Origin of the sequence: Fibrobacter sp. UWB7 (assembly GCF_900142945.1) — a bacterium.
Classification (GTDB): Bacteria; Fibrobacterota; Fibrobacteria; order Fibrobacterales; family Fibrobacteraceae; genus Fibrobacter.
On sequence record NZ_FRCO01000004.1, the window covers coordinates 211,605 to 232,852 of the forward strand.

Genomic DNA, 21,248 nt, shown 5'->3' on the forward strand with positions numbered 1-21,248 from the left:
TGGCATCCCTTGTTCAAAAATTTTGCAAAAAAATGCCCCCTATAATAAAGGGGGAAGCCTCCCCCTCGCTTCAGCCTTGGCTCCGCCAAGTCTTACGCTACCCCTTCGAGCGGAGGACACCCCCGCAACACCCCCGATTACTCCAAAGCTTACATAAACGGATACATCATACGATTCCAAACAGCATCTTCTAAATCACGCCTAGAATCAACAACTGCAACCACAACAACCTTATTATTCTCCTTGCGATAGATAACACGCCATGGAGAAATCACAAGTTCACGGAACCCTCCGATTTGCAGTTTATCCAATTCATTAGGGACCTTCCCTAAATCAGGAAAACTTTCTAGAACAAGACTCTCTTTCTTTATTCTAGCAAAAGAATCTTTAGCATTCTTTTTGCTTTCCTTTGCAATATGAAAAACAATAGACCTTAAATCATTGGATGCCGATTCAGACCATTCAACCATAAATTTTTTAGAGGGCATCGAGTTCTCGCTCCAAAGCATCAAACAGGTCTTTTTGACGAATAACTTTTCCTTTTGCTATTTCAGCTTCACTTTGCGCAATAAGCTTGAAAAGTTTCAGAGCATCTTGCATTGTCTGAAAAGTTTCCGTATCGACAATCACGCCACGAGCTTCCCCATTTTGTGTAACTATGTAAGGAGCCCGAGTTTCATTCACATGATCTAACACTTTTGCCGCATTAGCCTTGATATACGATATCGGTTTGATATTTTCCAATTTCTGCATAAAACCTCAAAAGACTACATTCAGTACCAAATATAGTCCTTTAAAATGTTAAAGTCAAGGGCCCCTGCAGAGCCCTCAATCCAACCCGCAAGTTTCCTTTAGAAACGGATTTTAACCTTTTCAAGAAATTGAGCCCAAGCCATCGTCAAAACGACAACTAAAATTGGATGGATCCAACTTAATAAGCCCACATGTAAATCAATATTCAAAAGATATCTGCTACAGACAATATATAGAACGCTAGAAACTAACATATGGAATATATAAACATTCAAGGACAATTTATCTCCAACATATTCCAATGGTTTACAATATGATTTATCAGGAATTTTAATAGCCAATGTAAAAATTGCAAGAGAATAGATAATATTCCCTATACATGAAATCTTTATTGGAAAATCACAAAGCAAAGGAATTAAAGAAGCAAGACTTCCAACAACAATTACCAACAAAACGGACGAATAACGAAAAGACTTGAAAAATTTTTCTTTTGATCGAAGATAATATCCAAAAAGGAAATATGGCATCGCTCCTGTTAAAAAATTTATATGGAACATCCAAGGCAAATCTTTCGTTGCACAATATGTAGTCAAAACAATCTTAAAAACAAACAACAATGGCATAATAAAAAGAACTCTGTTCTCCTTTTTATGCTTAACAACAAAATGCCAAACAAAGTATGTTTCAGCCATAGCAATCAAATACCAAAGAGGTATTGCAAAATCAATCGTGCAGAAAACAGCATATTTAATAGGAGTCGTATATTTAAAATTTAACGACAGCCACTCTACAACAGAGCCCCGAAGAACTTGAAAAAAAACATTGTAACCCAGAAAACAGAGATAGCCAAAAGCAAATATTTTTAAAATTTTTATCATTCTTCTCTTTATAACGGCTTCATCCTTTCCAAAGGCAAAATACCCTGCAATCATAAGAAATGAAGGAACAGCAAAAGAAGCCAAAGACTTCCAAATAATGATGCCGACAACTCCCGGGAAATGAATGTGGATAAAAACCACAGCTATACAAGCAAGTCCTTTAAGTAAATTAAGAACTTCATTTCTCTTTGCGACTTGCCCCAATTGGGCTGTACTATTTTCCATATTTTTCTCCTTAAAAACAAAGAGCTAAATGCTCTTGCTTTTGCGGAGACTTTTGCCCCAATAGTCATAAAACAAAAAAGGCGTGGAGTCGTTTCAAATGCTTACTAATCCTGAGGGCTACCACACCCATCTACCTAATAAGCACAAACGACCCACGCCCCATAGGGACGTGAGCGCTCGCCTTATTCTCAGGTAGTTTGAAAGTGGTAGTTTCAGGATTGAGAATAAGAGCAAATACTCTAAATCGTACGTTCTACACCTTACGGCATAAAACTATGTCAAAAGACATTTTAGCAAAATGAATTTTGACCGTCAATATGGAGACTCCACCATACCATCCATATCGCGCAAAATCACATTTTCGCCCCAAAAATCCCTCATTTCAACATTTCCTTAGCCACATCCGGCCTAGAAATGATATATTATCTAAGTCGAATTACGCTTTGGCGTAACAAGAAGGGGAACCCGAAATGAAAAACAGGATTTTTGCATTTAACGATGCAGCTACGTTTGAAAAAGAACTGGCCCAGTTTAGCAACTGGTGCAAAGAAAACGGCTCGCCCACCGTATGTTTCCAAATCCATTCCGAAGAGTTGGACCCCGGAAAACTGAGACCCGTTTGGGAAACATTGGAACGCGTTTTCCCCAAAGTACCGTGGTTCGGTAACTCCACCAGCGGAAACATCGTGGACTGCGAAAAGGCAAGCGAAATTTCCATATCCGCCATCATATTCGAAAAGCCGACAACAAAAATTCAAATTCACCAGTACGACTTTTCCAACAAGTCCATCAGCGACATCGCCCGCGAAATCGTGGAAGAAGCCAAGCAGAACCCCTGGGTAAAAGCGGTTGAAATCTACCACTGCATTTCGCCGTTTTCGACAACGAATCTTTGCGAAGGGCTCGACGCCTTGGCCCCGAACATCCAGATTTTTGGCGGCATCGTCTGCTCCCCCGACATCACGAGCCCGAATTCCTGCGTATTTTCATCCGTGGGCGGTCACACCACATCAGGCCTTTTAGTGGTGTTCTACGGCGGTCCGGAATTTTATGTAGAATCCCGCAAAATCAGCGGATGGAAGCCCATCGGCCGTAACTTCCACGTCACCCGCTCCAAAGGGAACGTCCTTTACGAATTGAGCAGCCTCCCCGCTTACGAAGTGTACAACAAGTACCTGAACATCAAAAACGACAACAACTTTTTCTACAACGCGCTCGAATTCCCGATGCTCTACGAGCACAACGGAATTTCCATCGTGCGTGCAGCAGGAGCAAGCAACCCCGACGGCTCTCTCACCATGTCTTCGGATATCGACGAAGGCTCAATGGTCCGCCTCTCGTATGGTGAGCCGCAACTGATTCTCGAAAAAATCAAAACCGAAAGCGAAAACGCCGAACTGTTCGCCCCCGAAGTCATGCACATATTCTCCTGTGCGGCTCGAAAGGCATTTTGGTCCAAGCACAAACCGACATACGAAATTACAGCGTTCAAGGGGCTCGCCTCCAGCACGGGATTTTTCTCGCACGGTGAATTCTTGCGCGAAAAGGGATTTTTAAACCAACATAACATCACGCTCGTCATTGCATCAATGCGCGAAGGCGCCATTACAAAACGGGGACACGCCAAAGGCGTCACAATTCCGGATGAAAAATCCACCCGTTTGCCACTCGCCGCCCGCATGGCCACATTCATTCGCGAAACGTCGTTTGAACTGGAACAGATCAACAGCAGGTTACGTGTCATGAACGAGCACCTGCAAGATGTCGCCACGACGGACAGCCTGACAGGACTCGAAAACAGGCTCGCATTCGATGCACTTCTAGAAACAATCAACCAGGAAGACTCCCAAGAAAATTCTTGGACCATGTTCTTGATGGACGTGAACGGCCTCAAATACGCAAACGACACCTTCGGCCACCAGGCCGGTGACGAATTGATCAAGGCCGCCGCCAAAGCCATCAAAAACACCTACGGCACCAACGGCAACTGCTTTAGAATCGGTGGCGACGAATTTGCCGTCATCACACGAGCGCCGCTAGATTCGCACTATCCGATGTATTCCATACTGCAAAAGAACATCAACGAATACAATAAAAAGGCGCTTTACCATCTGTCGATAGCTGTAGGCGCAAGCCGCCTGCGCAGCGATTCCGGAATTCGCAAGTCCATCAGCGACTGGAAAATGGAAGCCGACTTGAACATGTATCGCGACAAGGTGCGTTACCACAAGCCGGTCGAAAACGACGAAAACCAGAACCTCAAGGACTTGATTTCCTGCCTGATTTCAGTCGAAGAAGCTAAAGATTCCTATACGGCTCACCATTCTGAACGCGTAAAAGCCTACTCTGAATTGATAGCACGCTCTCTAGGCCTTTCAGAAAGTTCAATATCGCTGATTACTCACGCGGCACACCTGCATGATATCGGCAAAATCGGCATTCGCGACAATGTGCTCACCAAGCCGGGAAAACTTACCGATGAGGAGTTCGAAATCATCAAGCAGCATCCGGTCATTGGCGCAAAGATTCTAATGCAGTCGAACTACACGCACGAAATGGTGCAAATAGTGTTGCACCACCATGAACGCTACGACGGCCGTGGCTACCCGGAAGGTCTTAAAGGCGAAGACATCCCCATAGGCGCCCGCGTCATTGCCATCGCAGACTCCATTGACGCCATGACGAGCAAACGAGTTTACCGCGACGCCATGTCGCTAGACTACTGCCGTGAAGAAATCGAAAAAAATCTAGGCAAAATGTACGACCCCGCCATCGGCAAAGTCGTTCTGGAACACTGGAACGAAATGGTCGATTCCCTATTGTCAATGCATACCGGCCGCCCCAAAGTCGTTTAAAGACAAACAAACTCTATACCAAAACGGCTCCCGGTCAATCCCGAGAGCCGTTTGTATTATTTTCTATATTCGACTTATGAAGTTTCTCACACTACTCATTCTTTGCCCTTGCTTACTTTTCGCACAACTGATGCCCAAATATTTCAGCAACACGCACAATTTCACCTCAGTCTCTTCCACGATCAACAACAAATTCAACGAAACATCAACAGACAAAGCTATAGATGATTTCCAAAAAACAGATATAGATAAAATTGATGCAAGCAATCCCCAAAGCGACAGCATAGCAAAAAAGAAATACGAGAAAAAAGTGTATGTTGATTCTTCTAAAATCATATACAGTTGGGGAGAAGGTCCTCCCTTTATTATGCGATATTGTATGGGAATAAACAATTTCAAAAAAGAACATTATTCTATGGGAAGCGGAGAAATTCTCAACATCTTAGAAAAAGATATAAAAAAAAGGAATATGCCCAACAAGTTCTATAATACAGCCAAACTACATTACCGCATTGAAACTACCATTCTTTTTACCTCCATTACATCAATTGTCGCAGGCATAATTATGGGTAAAAATGGATATAAACCAGGTTATTATATTTCATTAGGTGGATTAATCACCCTGCCACTAAATAGTTTTGTCTATAGCCTAATATGGCAATGGATGTATCTAGACGACGCCATCAACGAATACAACAAAAACTTAGCTTATTAGCATACAAAAAATCTCCCGGAGCTTTTCCGAGAGATTTTTAAAAAGGCGACCCCGGCACAGCGGCCGGGGTGACAAAAGCATTATCGTTTGTCGCGATCAATCCACGGGCGTTCCGTCTTGCCAGTGTAAATCTGACGCGGACGGTTAATCTTGCTCTGCGGATCGTCGTGCATTTCCTTCCAGTGGGCAATCCAGCCCGGCAAACGGCCAATCGCGAACATCACCGTAAGCATGTTCGTCGGGATGCCCATAGCGCGGTAGAGAATGCCGGAGTAGAAGTCCACATTCGGGTACAGCTTACGTTCGACGAAGTAATCGTCCTTGAGGGCGGCTTCTTCGAGCTTGATAGCCACATCCAAAAGCGGATCGTGCACATGTTCGCGTTCAAAGACCTGGTACATAAGCTTCTTAAGCACCTTGGCGCGCGGGTCGTAACTCTTGTAAACGCGGTGACCAAAACCAGAAAGACGGAACGGATCGTTCTTGTCCTTAGCCTTTGCCATCACCTGTTCAATCGTCATGCCGCTCTGCTGGATGCGGAGAAGCGTTTCGAGCACAGCCTGGTTTGCACCACCGTGGAGCGGACCCCACAAGGCGCAAATGCCGGCGCAGATGCTTGCATAAAGGTTAGCCTGAGAGCTGCCCACCATACGAACGGTCGAAGTGGAGCAGTTCTGTTCATGGTCCGCATGGACAATAAGGAGCGTGTTGAGAGCCTTTTCCATGATCGGATCCGGGTGGTACGGGCGAGCCTTACTGCTGAACATCATGTTAAGGAAGTTGCTGCAGTAGCTGCGTTCCGCTTCCGGGTACACGAACGGTTCACCGATACTTGCCTTGTAGGCAAACGCGGCAATCGTGCGGATCTTGGAAATGAGACCAGCGGTCGTGAGTTCAAATGCACTTGCGATGTTTTCGTCGTCGTAAAAACGCGGCGTGAAAAGGCCCACAGCGTTCACCACGGACGAGAGAATACCCATCGGGTGGGCTCCCGGCGGCATTTCGCGGAAGAAGTGCAGCAAGTTCTCGTGCAACAAGGCATTTTCGGTCAAGAGCGTGCGGAAATGGCTCAACTGTTCCTGATTCGGGAGTTCACCGTAAATCAAGAGCCATGCGGTTTCCGGGAACGTCGCCTTTTCAGCGAGATCCTCGATAGAATAACCGCGATAGCGCAAAATTCCCTTTTCGCCATTGACGTATGTGATGGCACTCTTGGTACTACCGGTATTGAGGTAACCGTAGTCCAGCGTGACCAATCCAGTATCCTTGCGGAGTTTGCTTACATCAAGACCATGTTCGTTTTCAGTACCAGTTACAACGGGAAGTTCGTACTTCTTTCCGTCGTAATTCAGTATTGCTGTATCGGACATAAATCCTCCGTTTTGCGCGGCATCGCCGCAGTTAGGCTTTCATCGCTACAACGCAATTATAGATATTTTCAAAGAGCTTGCCGAGCTTTTCGGTCGGAACTGCGCTGAATGCAATGCGGATAAGGCCCGAGAGCATGATCGTGCCCGTGCTGTAATCCTTGATGAGCTTCTGGCGGAGTTCTTCGGCGTCAACGCCCTTCGGCTTGATGCACATAAAGTAACCGCTGTTGCACGGCATCGGGTCAAAGGCTTCCTTGTATTCCGGATGTGCGGCCAAGACTTCCTTGATGATGTCGTAACGCTTCTTGAGCGTTGCATACTTTTCAGCCTTCTGCTGAGCGTATTCGGCGCTCTGGTAAGCAGCGAGCAAAATCTTCTGGCTGATGGACGGAGCATTTGAAATGTTGCCACGGACCGTACCGGCAGCCTTGTCTTCGAGAGCCTTGAGCTGAGCTTCGGTAGCACCCTTGAAACCGAAGGACATAAAGCCAACGCGGAAGCCCCAAACGTAGTCTTCCTTGGTCGGACCATCGAGCTTCACAGCGAGGAGGTTTTCGTGAGCGTCCACGAGCTTCACGAAGAGGGATTCCTTCGTCACGCCTTCTTCGTAGACAAGTCCAAAGTAAGCGTCATCGAGGAGAGCGACAACCTTGTTACCGGCAGCAGCGCATTCCGTGAGGATCTTTGCGATTTCGACCGCTTCCTTTTCTGTAGCGGTATACCCCGTCGGGTTGTTCGGGAAGTTGAGGAGAACGACCTTCTTGTCGGACTTGCTTGCAGCAAGAGCTGCCTTCAAAGCTTCCGTATCAAAGCCACCATTCTTGAAGGTGTTGAAAGTCTTGATCTTTGCGCCACGGGCATTTTCGAACACGAGTTCGTAGTTATCCCAGTAAAGATCCGGGATGATGACTTCATCGCCTGCGTCGAGGAACATGTAACCGGCGCAGCTGATAGCGTGCGTCAAAGCGGCCGTCACGACCGGGTTGCTGAACTTCTTGGTAGCGAGCGTCGGGTTCTTCTTGATGTCCAGTTCCTTCCAAGCCTTGCGGAGGTCCGGGTTACCGAAGCTCGGAGCATAGAGGAAAGAAGTCTTCGGAAGATTGAGGGACTTGAGAACGCAGTCCAGAACGAGCGGAGAGCCGTCATCTTCGAGAGCTGTACCGATTGTCGCATTGATGTCGGAGCCCTTGGCTTCGGCACCCTGGCCGAGAATACCCTTACGCGGGAAGAAAATGGCCTTGCCCTGTTCAGAGAGCATATCAAGAACGCAGCAACCGTTTGCAGAAAGTTCAGCGTTCAAAGATTGAGCGAGAGGATTGTAGTTCATTCTCAATGTCCTGTTTTGAAATTTCCGCGGGGCAATTTAGAAAAATTGCAAGCCCCCCGCAAGATTAAAAGGACATCAAAATTCGTCATTGAACGTTAAAAAAGCGTCAAATGAAGAGCTTTACAAAAATTGTATAGGAGCTTGCAAGCGACCACGCAGTTCCCAATGACCAATGACTATAAACCAATAACCATCACGTCAATCTTCGAACTTGGTTTTCATGATTTGTTCGACGGTTTCGCGGTTTTTCACGAAAGCATCGACCACTTCCGGGTCAAAGTGCGTACCACTTTCCTCGGTAATAATGCGGAAAGCCTCATCCACCGAGAAAGCCTTCTTGTACGGGCGTTCCGAAACAAGCGCGTCATACACATCCGCGACTGCCATAATGCGAGCCGAAAGCGGAATATCCTTACCCTTCAAGCGTTCCGGATAACCACGCGAACCATCCCACCATTCGTGGTGGCTGTAGGCAATTTCCTTTGCCATCTTGAGGTAAGCAGTCTCGCCCAAGTTCTTCGATGCACGCACGAGCATATCACGGCCATAAACCGTATGCTTCTTCATTTCTGCAAATTCTTCATCCGTCAGCTTGCCCGGCTTATTCAAAATCACGTCAGAAATGTTAATCTTACCAATATCATGGAGCGGAGCCGCCACCGCAATCGTCGAAACAAAAGCATCGTCAATTTCAGGTTCCTTGCCATCGCGCTTCAACTGCTGGGCAATCAATTCGGCATAAGCCGCCGTACGGCGCACATGGCCCCCCGTCGTCTCGTCACGGTTTTCCACCATGTCGCCAAGCACCGTAATGATGTTCGTCTGGAGAGCCGCAATCGAGGCCGCCTGATATTCGGACTTGTTGATGTACAAATCAATTTCTTCGACCGCCTTGATAATCGCCGAATGCAGATTCTCGATTTCATTGCCCGTCACCACTTCAAGACCCTTGATTTGCTCAATCGACGTCCGACGCCCAACGCTACTATCGTAGGCAAAATGGTCCATTTCAAGCGTCATTTCGTGAATCGGGTAAACCACTCTGCGGTTAGCAATCAAGATAGCCGTAAACACGATTGCGAGCAAAAGTCCAAACAGCGTCGAAAAAATTTTCGTGCAGAACAGCACCACGCTAATGCGAATCGCAGCGAGACTGAACTTGGTGCAAACCGGATTCGGAGCCTCAGTACAGACAATCGAGACATCCCACTTGCCCGTTTCGTGCATGCCCGGCGTAATCGTCAAAATGCGCGGATGCTTGCCTTTGAGATCATGAATGTACTCGTGAAGCGTCGCCGAATCCGCATTCTGGATAGCGTCCGACACAAGCCTGTTCACCGATTCCGCCAAAAGCGTTGTCTCATGGATTTCCGCTTCGGAATACGTCTTGTAAGCGACCGCCGTAGCCACCACCGCAAGCGCAAAGCTCGACACGAACAAGAGCGCCGTCACCTGGGCCTTAAGCGTATGGATTTCGTTCTTGGAACGGTAACGGTCTTCGTGCGAACGGCCAGAAACAGAATCAAACGCCTTGGCAAACCAGCGAGGCGTCAAGCGAATCAGCACATAAGCCACAATAATCGAAATGGACTTATCTGGAATTTCCGTGCAGAAGTCCGCCAAAATCTGCGACAGAAGAACCGGAAGCCCGCTTTCGTGCAAAGCCGTCGCAATAGGCGTCACCACATTTTCGGCAATCTTAAAGTCAAAAAGGAAATACGAAAGCACCGAGCACGGAATGCTCAAAATCATCAGCATTCCAAGCAGCAACGGCAAACGGGTTATCCTATTGAACGCCCCACGCTTCGCCGCAATCCCCGCGCACACGGCAATCATCACGTTAATCGTGCCGTAGTAGAACGTCGAAGAATCAACAAAACCGCCAATGAAGTTCGTCAAGAACCCGACAATCGCACCCGGGCTAAACCCGCCAATCACCGCCACGACAATCGTACCCACGCTATCCAGGTACAGCGGCAATTCAAAATGAATGGCTAAGTCGGCAAGCAGTCGGTTGATGACTATACCGATGACAATCAGGATAATAATCTGAACGAGCTTATGGGCAGAAACAAAAGTTTTCACATTCTGTATATAGAATATTTTTTGAACTTTTGCAAAAAGAAGCGTGATTTATTTAACGTTTCCCTCCCTAGAAACAATAAAATCAGGGACATGCTTATTTCCAAATCCATCGATATCAATTCTATAATCGCCTTCAGGCAGACCAAAAAAGACGATATACCCATTCTTACGGTCTTCATCCGTCACCTTATAGCAAGGATAGAATAAAGACGGAACAAACCGAACACCTGGGGGAAGAACAACTTCATTCAAGGCAACGCAAATACCATTACCATCTTCCCCGAGATTTTTCGTCATATTCTCATTCCATTTTTCATTATCGATTTCATCATATTCCGAAGTACTATCCACTTCATTCGCAAAAAGAGAATCCAAATAAAATTTTGCCGTATACACGGGTTCCACAACTATTGTTCCTAAATCTGCCACAGGTTCATCATCAACAACATCAACCGTAGCTTTCGAAAATTCCTTAAAGACATTTGCACCTAGACTAAAGTCTGCAGAAAGTGCGCGCAACTGGACCAGTTCATAATCAGGAAGATATCTATTTTCAGGACCATCCATTTGCAAATACGTAAGGTAATGTACGTTATCTATGTAGAAATAACCATCTTTATCGGTAACATGCTGACAACGTTCATCATCAAAAGAACAATAATTTTCATAAACAATCGCCCCCTCTACAGGCAAGCCTTCAGAATCAACAATCTGAGCTTTTATCTTTATATACATATAAATATCATCATGAGCACCACAGGCAACACGATAATAGGGAATAGAATCCATCACCTCAACAATTTCAACGACCTCAAGACTATCATCTTCACTTACACTATCCGATTCTTCATCATCAGCACTCTTAGGAAGAACCACATAGCAGGGATTTTCACCTTTATGAACAACCTTGTGGATATAGCTCGTATCCAATTCGGCAATAGGCATTCCCGGTCGAATCACAGGCTTGCCCGTCTGCGTTTCACTGTACGATGATGCCACACCGCCATCACTCTCACTACAGGACGTAAACAAGCCAAGACCAAACACAGCCATAGCAACAACCAACTTTGCAAATTTATTAGAAGTCATAACAAATCCTCCTCGATTTACTTCTTCAAATTTGTAAACAAGTGAATATTCAACTGGTGTACACCAGTCGCCTCTTTCTTGTCTTGCATAATAATCTTGCGCACCTTGGCTTTCAGATTCTGAATTTCCAAGGCAATTTCTTTATAGGCATCGTCCGAAACACTAAACGTGAACGTTCCCATGTCCGACGGATTATCGTCATCAGCAAGCAGCGCCTGCTTCGAAAGTTCAAAGCATTGCAACTGGTATTGACGCACCAAGTCATTATTGTTATAAGCACCGCTACTCACCGAATCGCGCGAGCTTTTCCAGAAGCCTTCTTCATTCTTGCGTACAAAGCCAATGCGTTCTAGCAGTTCGAGCGAACGTTTCAAAGTTCCCACGGAGACCTTCGGGAAAATGCGCTTCTGGATCGGTTCAAGGTCATCCGAAACATCCATCACATCTAGCGCCGTAAACAACACGCTATTATACCAGTGGTTGTAATACTCGTAAGCATCTTCATTCAAGATGTGGTGCGGATCCGGATGTTGCTTGATGAGTTCATCAAAAAACGCATTGCGCTCCGTCGTCGTTTTCGCCTGGTCAAAATTCACCATCGTTTCAAAGTACTTGGCTTCTTTCTTGTTGAGTCCAAGAACTTCCACGAATTTGGGAATCATGCGCCCAGTAAGCTTTTTTCCTTTGACAATATCATTGTAGTAACTGCGAGTCTTGGGGAGCCCCAGCAAAGCGCAGGCACCAGCCCTAGTAAATTCAGGGTCGGTCTGCATACGAGCCGCCTGGTATTCATCCAAGTACTTGCGGAAATGAGTAAACTGGAATATGTCAACAAACTTGTCCATGCTCCAAATGTACTCAAATTTTGACTCAAAGTCAATGGGTTAACGTAAATTTTTGAGATTTTTTTTGAGTACTTATTTTTATCGGCCTTTAAACTGGTCACCAAACTTCAGTTCGGTTTCTTTGGCACCGTTAAGGTTCACTAGGCGTTCCGGCTCAAAGACCATTTCACGGGCAACCCCGTCCTTGAGCTTTTCAACTTGGTCGAGCATTTCCGCTGCCGATTGACACGTCAAAAGCGCCTGCCGCACCGACATCGCGACGTTATCGCTCTCTTGGATCCTATCGCCTTCGGCTCCAGGATGACAACATTTCACGTCCAAACAAAATCCCTTACATAAACGCGCGGCGAGCTGTTTCATGCGGCCCATCGCATTCATTTCCGTCGCCCCATCCTCAATCTTAAACTTGTAATAGAGCGGAAACACATCAAGCGCTTCTTGCGCGGTAATCACATGCTTTTCGCGACCTTCCCACGCATCTGCAATCTGCCCGAAAATCCACGGATTATGCATCGCCCCACGCCCAATGCTCACGCCCGAAACACCGTAAGTATTAATGCGTTCGCGTGCGCATTCGACGCTATTCACATCGCCATTGCCAATCACGGGAATCTTTGCCGCAGCGGCGACTTTGCCAATCCAGTCCCAGTTCGCGAGACCGTTATACCCCTGCAAACGCGTACGGCCGTGAACTGTAAGTAACTCAACGCCCTCGCCCTCGGCGATCTTGAGCGTTTCCATCACGTTGATGCTATCGTCGTCCCAGCCAATACGGCACTTAAGCGTAAGCGGAATCTCCGGCGTCTTTGCGTCCAAAACCGCCTTCACGTCGTGCAGAATCTCTTGCAAACGGGGCAAGTCCCGCAAAAGTCCAGAACCGCTCCCCTTGCCCGCCACCTTCGGCGCCGGACACCCCGCATTCACTTCGATGAATTCCGGGTGGTAACGCTCGGCAATCTTGCCGGCTGCTGCCGCCATGCGGTCCGGGAAACGCCCAAAAATCTGGATGCCAAACGGGCGCTCTTCCGGGAAAAACTTCAGTTGCTTGTGACCATCCGGGTTGAACACTGCATCGCCATCCGTCGGAACAAACTCCGAAACCAAAAGACCCATGCGGTCGCCCGAAAGCACCCGGCAAAGCCTCCTGAACGGAGCATCGGTCACTCCATCCATCGGACTTAAGATAGTATTGGGGAAAATCTCCTTGTTTCGGAGATTAAAACGGACCTTTTTAGGCAAATTATCAATCTTCAACATTTAAGTCACAACTATTCACAAATATTCCGCAATGTGAACCCGAAAAAGATATTTAATTTCGCTTTAACCATCACTCTAAGTCTATGTTAAACTTATATTTAGTGCGTGGCTAATATAACTAAACAATCTCTTATTCAGGAAATCGCCAAATCCACCGGATTTGTGCGCAATGATATTAAAATTGTTGTCGAACAGTTCCTTGACCTCCTCGGCGAGAAGCTTATCGAAGGCAATACTATTGAAATTCGCGGTTTCGGCACGTTCGCCTGCAAGCCCCGCAAGGCTCGCCCGGCACGCAACCCCCGCACTGGCGAAACAGTCCTCATCGACGAACGCTTGGTCCCGACATTCAAGTTCAGCAACGACATTAAGGACAAGATCAATTCGCTCGAAGGCATCCTCGGCGAAGCTTCTGTACAGCCGGAACTCGAAACTGAAAACGAAATCGTACACGTCGGTAGCGACGACGATTCCATCTAAACGAACGTTGAACCTATTAACTCAGGCTACGCAAACGCCTGATACGAAAGAGCCGGCTTGAACGCCGGCTTTTCTTTGTCATGCCCGCCTCCGAGCTCTTTGATCACTTAGTGCTTTAGCACTTATGTGAGCATGATCCGCGTATGGGGAGGGCATCTCCTTCTACGATAACGAAGCGACTTCTTCTTCGGTAAGGAATCGCCAACCGCCCTCACCCAACGTACGATCCAGAACAACCGGTCCAATCGCAATGCGTTCAAGCGTCTCGACGTGATTGCCGACCGCAGCGAACATGCGGCGAACCTGGTGGTACAGTCCCTCGCCTATCGAAATGTCCACCGCATTACCATTCACTTCAATCTCACGAGCCAGCACCGGACGTCGTTCGTCCTTGAGCATCACGCCCGCCAAGAGTTCCGCCTTCTGCGCATCCGTAAACGGGCGTGCAAGCGTCACGCGATACTTTTTCCAGAGTCCCTTCTTCGGGCTTTCGACCTTGTGGATAAAGTCTCCCTGATTCGAGAGCAACAAGAGTCCCGAAGAATCCGCATCCAAGCGCCCGACAGACTGGAGGCCCATCGCGGTAAAGCGTTCCGGCAGCAAATCATACACGGGCTTGTGGTCACGAGCGTTGTGGCTGCATTCCACATCCGTCGGCTTGAAAAGCATCACGTACAACTTCTCGACCGTCGGAGCTTCTTCGCCATTCACAGTAATGTATTCCGGACGCGTCTTGAATTCCATGAACGGGTCATCGAGAACCTTGCCATCCAGTTCCACAAGGCCCATGCGCACTAACCCACGCGCATCCTTGCGGCTGCCAAAGCCCATCGAAGCCAGCAAACGTTCCAAAGTCAAAACAGCCATCAGTCCTCCAAAATAAATCCAAGAATTTTCCTGCGGATAAATCCGAGTTCAGGAAGTTCTTTTGTTTTAATCACATGTGCGCGACGGCGCCAAAAGCTAAACGCCAAAATTCCAGTCAGCACAAGCGTTTCCAAAGTAAAGCAGAAAATGCGGAGCAACGTTATGCTCAAGCGAACCGAGCCAACTGCGCGGAGTTCCTTCTCGCTACACCAGTCCATTCTCAAGTCCCAATCACCAACATACGGGTATGCCTTCAAAAATCCGTTCACCGCCGCAATATAGCCCATGGTCTGGTAATCCGTGCGGATACCTTCGACAAAGCAATCGCTAAAGCGCACTCGGAAGAGCATAAGCACCGCCTTCAAAATTTTCAGAATGTACTTGAACGCCCTAGCATCAAAATCCGGCGTTAAAATGATGGTCCAAAATTCACGATCCGAGAGTTTGCGTTTTTCCTTCTTCAGCTTTGTTTTTTTCGCAGGCTTCTCGGATTTTTCGGAATCACGATTCTCGGATTCCGAGACTTTTGCATCAGACGAAACTTCAACTACCGGTGAGGATTTTACTTTAGCAGGTTGCGCACTCTCGTTGATTGCGCTAGACTTCACTGGATCCCCTTCGCTTTGCTTCGAGGATGACGGAGGCAGCGATTCTCGCTTTTCGGGGGTGTCTTCGACTTCACTCCGGATGCTAGGCTGTTCCGCACTAGTCTCTAAATGTTCTGTCTTTGGAGTTTCTGCAGGCTTTTTCGCAACAGCTTCAACTGCCGGCGCATCTCGTTTCTCGTCTAAACCATCCTTCCACTTCTTCTCGCACTCGTAAACCTTCTTCTTGAAAAAAAAGAAAAGCGCCCGCGCACCGCGCTCCCCGACCTCGAAATCAATTCGAAACGCAAACGGGAAAAGCAGTAGCACAAGCGCTACAACGAAAATTGCACAAAAGAGCCAGGAAAGAAAGCCCATTACTTTTCGGCTTCGTCAGCCTTCTTGCTGATAATGTCGATCAATTCGGCAAAGCTCTTGTCCTTCAAGATTTTACTGAACTGTTCCTTGTAGTTGCGAGCTGTAGAAAGGTCATCGATGACCAAGTCCCAAGCCTTCCACTTGCCGTTCACAAGCGTCATCTTGTATTCGAGCACCGATTCCTTGCCCTTATTCCACAAGTGAGCCACAACGCGAGCATCATCCGAACCCTTCATCTTGGCCGGTTCGTAAATCGTGGAATCGGCGCGGTAAAGTTCCAAGCGGTTTGCACTAGAGTTGCGGACCATGCGCTGGAATTCCGTCACAAACTTCTGCTGAGAAGCTTCATCCTGAGCCTTCCAGTCGCTAGCAGCCAAAGACTTCTTGGCAAGCAAGGCAAAATCAAAGGAATCATTCAAAAGGTTCTTGACGCGTTCCGTTTCCTTTGCGGTACGCTTGGACTTCTTGATGATGTTCTGCAATTCAACGTCCTTGCTCTTCACAACAGACACCGGATCTTCGGCAGCAAAAGACAAGAGCGAAGCACAGGCAATAGCGATCAAAATTTTCTTAAACATCTTTGAATCTCCTCTTTTTTACTTAAAATACGTTTTATAGTCGCTAAGAGACAACCCCATCTTTGCCACTAATCCGGCAAATTCGACGTTATATCGGCAAACTGCGAAATAATAATCTTTTTGCATGGTTATATTCTGCGTATAGGCAGAAACAAGCGCACCCGTTTGGGACTTATCGAGGTCGTATTTCATGGCGGCATCTTTCAAAAGCGATTCCGTCGCACGGAGGCTTTCACGCAAAGCATCGAGCTTTCCCTTGGCAGCAACCACCTGATAATACTGTTCAATAGCTTTTGCCACAAGCCCATCCGAAGCGTAATTTTCTTTCAGCTTAAGCCCGCGATATTCCGTTTTCGCCTGACGATAGTCTTCCCAGCCTTTCCAGAAATTCAAGCGGTATCTCAAACCAACACCGATAAGCCCAGAAATCTTGTTCACTGCATCTTGAGCAAAGGCATTCTTCTGCAACACGTTACGGTTACCCGCCCAGCTTTTCACATACTCGAACTGCCCCATGACAAAGAACTCCGGAGCAAGTTTTGCTTCAGCCAAATCCATCTGGAGTCTGCGGGCTCGCACCCCAGCTTCAAGCTGCTTCAACTCCGGATTATGCTTGATGGTCCATTCGCGGACCTGTTCTTCCGTCGGCATCGGTTCCGGTCTCATCGCAAGGATTGTATCTTCGGCGGCAAAAGTATCGCCATCCTGCAAGCCAAGCGCAAAGCGAATCGCCAACTGCACGCGCTTCATGCCAAGGTCAGCCTCAATCACACCTTCCTTGACGGTGTGCATTTTAGCCTTCAAGTTCAAAAGATCCGTCTGTGAAACCGTCGGTTCATCTTCGTCCAAAGCTTCTTCAAGCTGGTCATACGCCTTATCGACCTGCTTTTGGGCATCGGCAGCAATGCGCTTCATTTCAAGAGCAAGGAGATAGTTGTAATAATAGCTCTGGAGTTCTACTTCTTTCTTGAGCGTCGAGTTTTCAATTTCAAAAGACTTTTGCTGTAGATCCGCTTCCAAAGCCAGCTTACCCGTTCGGTACTGACCCAAATTTAGCGGCTGGACAAACTTGGCTTCGACTCCCCAGAATGGACCCATTCTAGAGAAATCGTACTTTTCAGCTTTTTCAACGCCTAGCGTGTCCCCAGACTGATTAAAATAGTAATCGTTATATTCCTTGAGACCAGGAGCAGGTCCCACCATCATCGACACGTAAAATGTCGGCAAAATAACTTCGGACTTGAGCGACTTGATTTTATTTTTCTTGGCTTCCGTTCCATAACGCAGCTCTTCCATCTGCGGGTCACTAGCAAGCCCTTGTTCAACAAAGCGCAAACAATCATACCGGACTTCACCCGCCAAGGCGATCCCCGTCATTACAAGAACAAAAAACAAATTCCTAATCACAGCTAGAATTTAGAAAAAAATTTCCCTATTAAAAGGAACAGTGATGGACCAAATCCTTGTATCTCCTCACAACACCTTCATAGTAAGAAGTCGGGAGCGGAGCATTCTTTTCCAGCAGCTTGTCAACAGCAGTATGCCCCAAGTTATAAGCCACTAGCGCTTCCCTCAAATTACCGTACTTTCCGATAAGTCTAATCAGGTAAGCAGAACCAACAACCACATTCACATCCGGTTGCATCAAGTCATTTTCATTTTCAATAACAAAACCAAACCTGCGACCAATTTTTTTGGCAGTTTCCAATTTTATCTGCATTAAACCGAGCGCGCCCGAAAATTTACCCGTCTGGAATCGCCCACGAGCAAGCGGATTTCCACGGCTTTCCTGCGCCACCACAGCAAGGATAATCAGAGGGTCCAGAGAATACGACTGCGAAATTTGCCACAAGTGTTCAGCCAGAATGCGAAAGCTCACTTCGGAGATTCTATCGCCCAACATGTACGTGAGCGCCTTTTCAATTTTCACATAATCAAGCGTCCACTTGCCCACAACCTCCAAATGCTCCATATCGTTGTGGAGAATGCGTTCCTGATAAGCCAACTTTTCAAGCTTGCCCCTGTTGGAATACCATTCACTCGCAAAAAAGAAAAGGACTGCGAAACCGATGATGAACAGGACGGTTACGCTCATCGCGGAGAGTCGAACGCTATTTTTCACGTCGAGTCTTCTCCAAGTATTCTAGATACGAGACCCAATCCTGGATAGCGCCAAAAGAACTCAGCAAAGTCGTATCCTGCACAACGCCTAATTTACGCATCGGCCCAATTGCCGATTCCAAGCGGTCAATTTCGCGGATGTAGCGTGCCTTCTGGCTCTCTAGCGCCGTAATCTGCGCCTGCTTATCTGAAATTTCGCGACCCTGCCCAACAACGATAACAAACAACGTAATCGCCCAACCAATCAGGAACAAGGACACAGAAATTGCAAATCCAGGAGATAACGTAATGGACTTTTTATCGTAATGAAGTCCGACCACATGGACCTGTTTAGAGATACCGGACTTGCGATAATCCTCACGGCTCTTATATATTTCAAAGATATTGCGGTAACGTTCAAAATAAGCGTGCAGTTCTTCGCTGTCAAAAATCAAGATAAGCGAAGCCTTCTGCTGCTTGACCAAATTCAAGATTTCAAGGAAAAGCCCACGGTAAGCATCAGTCGTAAAACGAGCATTTTGGAGATTCACAAAGAAAAAAATGCCCGGACCGCGCACAAGCATTTCAAGCTTTTCACGAACAGACGAAAGCTGGTATTCGCCAAGAATGCCATACAGCGAAATTTCGACTTCCTCGCCGCGATCTTCTACCTGAATGTCAATCAAGTCCGCCCGCACAGATTACCTCTTGGTCACCGAAACAGAAATCTTGAATGATTTGTGGTCAAGCACATTAAACGGAGCATTCCAGAACGGAAACACGCGAATTCCCTGGAATGCTTGCGGAGCAGCCGTCGAAGTCGCCCCAAAGATGGAGCCTATAAAGATAGACGTCGGTCGGTCAAAACCCATACGGAAAACGCAGCCGCTCTTTTCATCACGAATCTCAAGCAACTGACCATCCGGGTACAAAAGCGGTTCCACCATGTTCCACTTGACATTTTTGCCGTCAATCCAGACTTTGTTGACATCGCCATGCGACAAAAGTCCAAGCTCAAGAATCGTTCCAAAATAGCCCTTCGTGTTCACATACGCAAGATTGTCAATCGCGTACGAAACCGTAAACTTTGCGGAATCGCCCTGGAACGTAAAAACCTTCTTTATTTTGAACAAAGCCTTGCGTTCTTCATTATCAAAACCTTGTTCTTCATCAAGCATAATCTCCGTACCCGTGTCCGAGCGGAGAATACGGTAATCATAAGGGTCCGCGAGCAAATGCTTGCGATCGTAAAGCATCTGTTCTAGCTTGACCGGTGTGAAATCCGCATTCGGCAACAAGCAATCCAAGAACGCAAACGAAGGTTCACCATCATCGCGCCATGAGTTTACCAAATTGACCTTGGCACCCTTGTAATTCAAAGCACAAAGTGCGCCGCCCAAACGGCAATCCAACAAATACGAAGATTCCGGATTTTCGCAAAACAGAACCTTTTTGCCTCTAAGCAAAAAGTCGCACACATCAACGCGAAGTCCAGAAAAGCCTGTAAGGTCATCTAAAGTCTGCGATGCCGAAAGCAACAAGCGATTCGATCGTTTGCGCACTAGCATGGAACGCATCCCCGAACGGTTATGCATATCCCTAAAATAAAGCGGAGCCATCGCCGGCAAAAGCGCATGGCAAAATTCGAGCCACTTCTTTCCAGAAAGCATGCTGCGGGCTCTCCTGTACAAATTCAGGAAAGTCTTATGGTGCATATTAATTTCTGGACGGCGAATCAAAAGTTCACGGCAAGTGCGAGCTGTCGAAGGGAGACCAATTCTACGACCGGCAGAAACAAGGAAACTGATCGTACCACACGTTTCGAGCTGGTCCACAGCAAAACCAACGGTTCTAGTCTGAACCTCGTTCATCTCGACAAAATCGACAAAGCGACCAAAGAAATTGATAATTTCTGTTGGTTCCGAGGGAATGTCCAAAAGCGCAATGGCAGACTTTCCATCACGGCAATACTGTTCCGCCACAGAGCGCCAAGAAAGATTGTCCTCGGCAATCGCCTTCGAAAGCACCTCGGACACAGGCACAATGCGGATAAGGGCACCACGGTCTTCAAGCGTAAACCAGCCAGATACAGGTGTCGAGCGACCAAGAGCATCTTGCACAGCCGCTTCCGTCACCAGCGCATAATCAAAACGCGAACGCTCCAGGACATCGGCCATGCCCGGCTCCCACACCAGTGAGGAATTGAAATACCCCTGCGGTTCTGCGCCAAGCACCTTTTTCAAGTAGTCGCGATGCAATTCCAGCTGCATCGTCTGCAAATCTTCCGGAAAAAGCGGAAGCATCGGATCGTAATAGCCACCGCCTAAAAATTCGAGAACCCCATTGCGAATCGCATTCTGAATTTTGCCGAACATCAACGGCTTTGCCACATTATAAAGCGCCTCAATCACAGGACCATCCAAGAAGATGGAGCACTTTACGTGTTCAGATTTCAGAAGAACATTCAATCCTTCGAGCAAGTTACGCGCGACCGCCTCAAGGTTTTCATACGAGGTCGATGGCGACATCTGCAATACAAAGGATATTCTAGGATTCATGTGACAAAGAATAGCAATTTTAATTAATGGTTATTAATTATTAGTTATTAGAGATTGCTGAAATCAAGATATTTCCAGCAGGTCTATTTAGAATAAAATAAAAATATCGAAAGTGGAGATGCCGAATCGGAGTCCGGCATGACAGCGCGACATTGCGCGGGCGGCACAGAAACGAAAAAGCCCCGCCCGACGTGTTGCGTCAGGCGGGGCGTGAATCCAGCGGCGACCTACTCTCCCGGGCCCGGGGGCCAGGTACCATCGGCGATCTGAGGCTTAACTTCCGTGTTCGGGATGGGAACGGGTG

General features: G+C 47.2%; 19 protein-coding genes and 1 rRNA gene. 3 read left to right on the forward strand and 17 right to left on the reverse strand.

What is annotated here, in order from left to right:
- Positions 1-149 precede the first annotated feature (149 nt).
- The 3 genes from BUC30_RS12550 to BUC30_RS12560 form a co-directional block, all read right to left on the reverse strand.
- Entirely contained in the window at positions 150-488 is a 339-nt protein-coding gene (locus BUC30_RS12550; RefSeq protein WP_014545428.1) for a type II toxin-antitoxin system RelE/ParE family toxin, read from the reverse strand.
- Positions 478-753 (reverse strand): type II toxin-antitoxin system Phd/YefM family antitoxin, encoded by a 276-nt coding sequence (locus BUC30_RS12555; RefSeq protein ID WP_073425179.1) that lies wholly within the window; start codon positions 751-753, stop codon positions 478-480. The genes BUC30_RS12550 and BUC30_RS12555 overlap by 11 nt, the downstream gene beginning before the upstream one ends.
- Positions 754-851: 98 nt before the next feature.
- Positions 852-1,856, reverse strand: coding sequence for an acyltransferase family protein (locus BUC30_RS12560; protein ID WP_073425181.1), 1,005 nt, complete (start codon positions 1,854-1,856; stop codon positions 852-854).
- A 470-nt stretch (positions 1,857-2,326) separates the two neighbouring features.
- On the opposite strand from BUC30_RS12560, the gene BUC30_RS12565 reads away from it, so the two are divergent.
- The gene (locus BUC30_RS12565; protein WP_073425186.1) at positions 2,327-4,711 is read left to right on the forward strand and encodes an HD domain-containing phosphohydrolase; all 2,385 of its coding nucleotides are present in this window, start codon (positions 2,327-2,329) and stop codon (positions 4,709-4,711) included.
- A gap of 76 nt (positions 4,712-4,787) precedes the next feature.
- Positions 4,788-5,426, forward strand: coding sequence for a hypothetical protein (locus tag BUC30_RS12570; RefSeq protein WP_139260847.1), 639 nt, complete (start codon positions 4,788-4,790; stop codon positions 5,424-5,426).
- A gap of 80 nt (positions 5,427-5,506) precedes the next feature.
- Here the strand turns inward: BUC30_RS12570 and BUC30_RS12575 are convergent, their stop codons facing one another.
- From BUC30_RS12575 to BUC30_RS12600, 6 genes are all read right to left on the reverse strand, one after another.
- The gene (locus BUC30_RS12575; RefSeq protein ID WP_073425189.1) at positions 5,507-6,796 is read right to left on the reverse strand and encodes a citrate synthase; all 1,290 of its coding nucleotides are present in this window, start codon (positions 6,794-6,796) and stop codon (positions 5,507-5,509) included.
- A gap of 31 nt (positions 6,797-6,827) precedes the next feature.
- On the reverse strand, positions 6,828-8,123 hold the full coding sequence (locus BUC30_RS12580) for an aminotransferase class I/II-fold pyridoxal phosphate-dependent enzyme (RefSeq protein WP_073425191.1): 1,296 nt from the start codon (positions 8,121-8,123) through the stop codon (positions 6,828-6,830).
- A 198-nt stretch (positions 8,124-8,321) separates the two neighbouring features.
- Positions 8,322-10,208 (reverse strand): HD-GYP domain-containing protein, encoded by a 1,887-nt coding sequence (locus BUC30_RS12585; RefSeq protein ID WP_073425193.1) that lies wholly within the window; start codon positions 10,206-10,208, stop codon positions 8,322-8,324.
- A 48-nt stretch (positions 10,209-10,256) separates the two neighbouring features.
- Positions 10,257-11,297, reverse strand: a complete 1,041-nt coding sequence (locus BUC30_RS12590; protein ID WP_073425194.1) for a hypothetical protein — start codon at positions 11,295-11,297, stop codon at positions 10,257-10,259.
- 17 nt (positions 11,298-11,314) lie between these two features.
- The gene (locus BUC30_RS12595) at positions 11,315-12,142 is read right to left on the reverse strand and encodes a TIGR02147 family protein (RefSeq protein ID WP_073425196.1); all 828 of its coding nucleotides are present in this window, start codon (positions 12,140-12,142) and stop codon (positions 11,315-11,317) included.
- A 78-nt stretch (positions 12,143-12,220) separates the two neighbouring features.
- Positions 12,221-13,399 (reverse strand): tRNA dihydrouridine synthase, encoded by a 1,179-nt coding sequence (locus BUC30_RS12600; protein WP_073425197.1) that lies wholly within the window; start codon positions 13,397-13,399, stop codon positions 12,221-12,223.
- Between the two features lie 105 nt (positions 13,400-13,504).
- On the opposite strand from BUC30_RS12600, the gene BUC30_RS12605 reads away from it, so the two are divergent.
- Entirely contained in the window at positions 13,505-13,879 is a 375-nt protein-coding gene (locus BUC30_RS12605; RefSeq protein WP_014545436.1) for an HU family DNA-binding protein, read from the forward strand.
- Between the two features lie 162 nt (positions 13,880-14,041).
- Here the strand turns inward: BUC30_RS12605 and BUC30_RS12610 are convergent, their stop codons facing one another.
- The 8 genes from BUC30_RS12610 to rrf form a co-directional block, all read right to left on the reverse strand.
- The gene (locus BUC30_RS12610) at positions 14,042-14,746 is read right to left on the reverse strand and encodes a pseudouridine synthase (protein ID WP_083555841.1); all 705 of its coding nucleotides are present in this window, start codon (positions 14,744-14,746) and stop codon (positions 14,042-14,044) included.
- Positions 14,746-15,660, reverse strand: a complete 915-nt coding sequence (locus BUC30_RS12615; RefSeq protein WP_244536636.1) for a hypothetical protein — start codon at positions 15,658-15,660, stop codon at positions 14,746-14,748. Before BUC30_RS12615 ends, BUC30_RS12610 begins: the two co-directional genes overlap by 1 nt.
- Positions 15,661-15,707: 47 nt before the next feature.
- Positions 15,708-16,286, reverse strand: a complete 579-nt coding sequence (locus BUC30_RS12620; protein WP_073425200.1) for an MlaC/ttg2D family ABC transporter substrate-binding protein — start codon at positions 16,284-16,286, stop codon at positions 15,708-15,710.
- 18 nt (positions 16,287-16,304) lie between these two features.
- Positions 16,305-17,681, reverse strand: a complete 1,377-nt coding sequence (locus BUC30_RS12625) for a TolC family protein (RefSeq protein WP_244536637.1) — start codon at positions 17,679-17,681, stop codon at positions 16,305-16,307.
- A gap of 40 nt (positions 17,682-17,721) precedes the next feature.
- On the reverse strand, positions 17,722-18,408 hold the full coding sequence (locus BUC30_RS12630) for a lytic transglycosylase domain-containing protein (RefSeq protein WP_073425203.1): 687 nt from the start codon (positions 18,406-18,408) through the stop codon (positions 17,722-17,724).
- Positions 18,398-19,072 (reverse strand): hypothetical protein, encoded by a 675-nt coding sequence (locus BUC30_RS12635; RefSeq protein ID WP_073425205.1) that lies wholly within the window; start codon positions 19,070-19,072, stop codon positions 18,398-18,400. Before BUC30_RS12635 ends, BUC30_RS12630 begins: the two co-directional genes overlap by 11 nt.
- 15 nt (positions 19,073-19,087) lie before the next feature.
- Positions 19,088-20,944, reverse strand: a complete 1,857-nt coding sequence (locus BUC30_RS12640) for a polysaccharide deacetylase family protein (protein ID WP_073425206.1) — start codon at positions 20,942-20,944, stop codon at positions 19,088-19,090.
- A 214-nt stretch (positions 20,945-21,158) separates the two neighbouring features.
- Positions 21,159-21,248 (reverse strand): 5S ribosomal RNA (gene rrf, locus BUC30_RS12645); the annotation flags it as partial.

What these genes read in the sequence shown, in the direction of transcription:
- BUC30_RS12575 (WP_073425189.1), bottom strand. Translation starts at nt 6,796, where the DNA reads ATGTCCGATACAGCAATACTGAATTACGACGGAAAGAAGTACGAACTT.
- BUC30_RS12550 (WP_014545428.1), bottom strand. Translation starts at nt 488, where the DNA reads ATGCCCTCTAAAAAATTTATGGTTGAATGGTCTGAATCGGCATCCAAT.
- BUC30_RS12565 (WP_073425186.1), top strand. Translation starts at nt 2,327, where the DNA reads ATGAAAAACAGGATTTTTGCATTTAACGATGCAGCTACGTTTGAAAAA.
- BUC30_RS12560 (WP_073425181.1), bottom strand. Translation starts at nt 1,856, where the DNA reads ATGGAAAATAGTACAGCCCAATTGGGGCAAGTCGCAAAGAGAAATGAA.
- BUC30_RS12610 (WP_083555841.1), bottom strand. Translation starts at nt 14,746, where the DNA reads ATGGCTGTTTTGACTTTGGAACGTTTGCTGGCTTCGATGGGCTTTGGC.
- BUC30_RS12570 (WP_139260847.1), top strand. Translation starts at nt 4,788, where the DNA reads ATGAAGTTTCTCACACTACTCATTCTTTGCCCTTGCTTACTTTTCGCA.
- BUC30_RS12595 (WP_073425196.1), bottom strand. Translation starts at nt 12,142, where the DNA reads ATGGACAAGTTTGTTGACATATTCCAGTTTACTCATTTCCGCAAGTAC.
- BUC30_RS12600 (WP_073425197.1), bottom strand. Translation starts at nt 13,399, where the DNA reads ATGTTGAAGATTGATAATTTGCCTAAAAAGGTCCGTTTTAATCTCCGA.
- BUC30_RS12620 (WP_073425200.1), bottom strand. Translation starts at nt 16,286, where the DNA reads ATGTTTAAGAAAATTTTGATCGCTATTGCCTGTGCTTCGCTCTTGTCT.
- BUC30_RS12590 (WP_073425194.1), bottom strand. Translation starts at nt 11,297, where the DNA reads ATGACTTCTAATAAATTTGCAAAGTTGGTTGTTGCTATGGCTGTGTTT.
- BUC30_RS12580 (WP_073425191.1), bottom strand. Translation starts at nt 8,123, where the DNA reads ATGAACTACAATCCTCTCGCTCAATCTTTGAACGCTGAACTTTCTGCA.
- BUC30_RS12555 (WP_073425179.1), bottom strand. Translation starts at nt 753, where the DNA reads ATGCAGAAATTGGAAAATATCAAACCGATATCGTATATCAAGGCTAAT.
- BUC30_RS12640 (WP_073425206.1), bottom strand. Translation starts at nt 20,944, where the DNA reads ATGAATCCTAGAATATCCTTTGTATTGCAGATGTCGCCATCGACCTCG.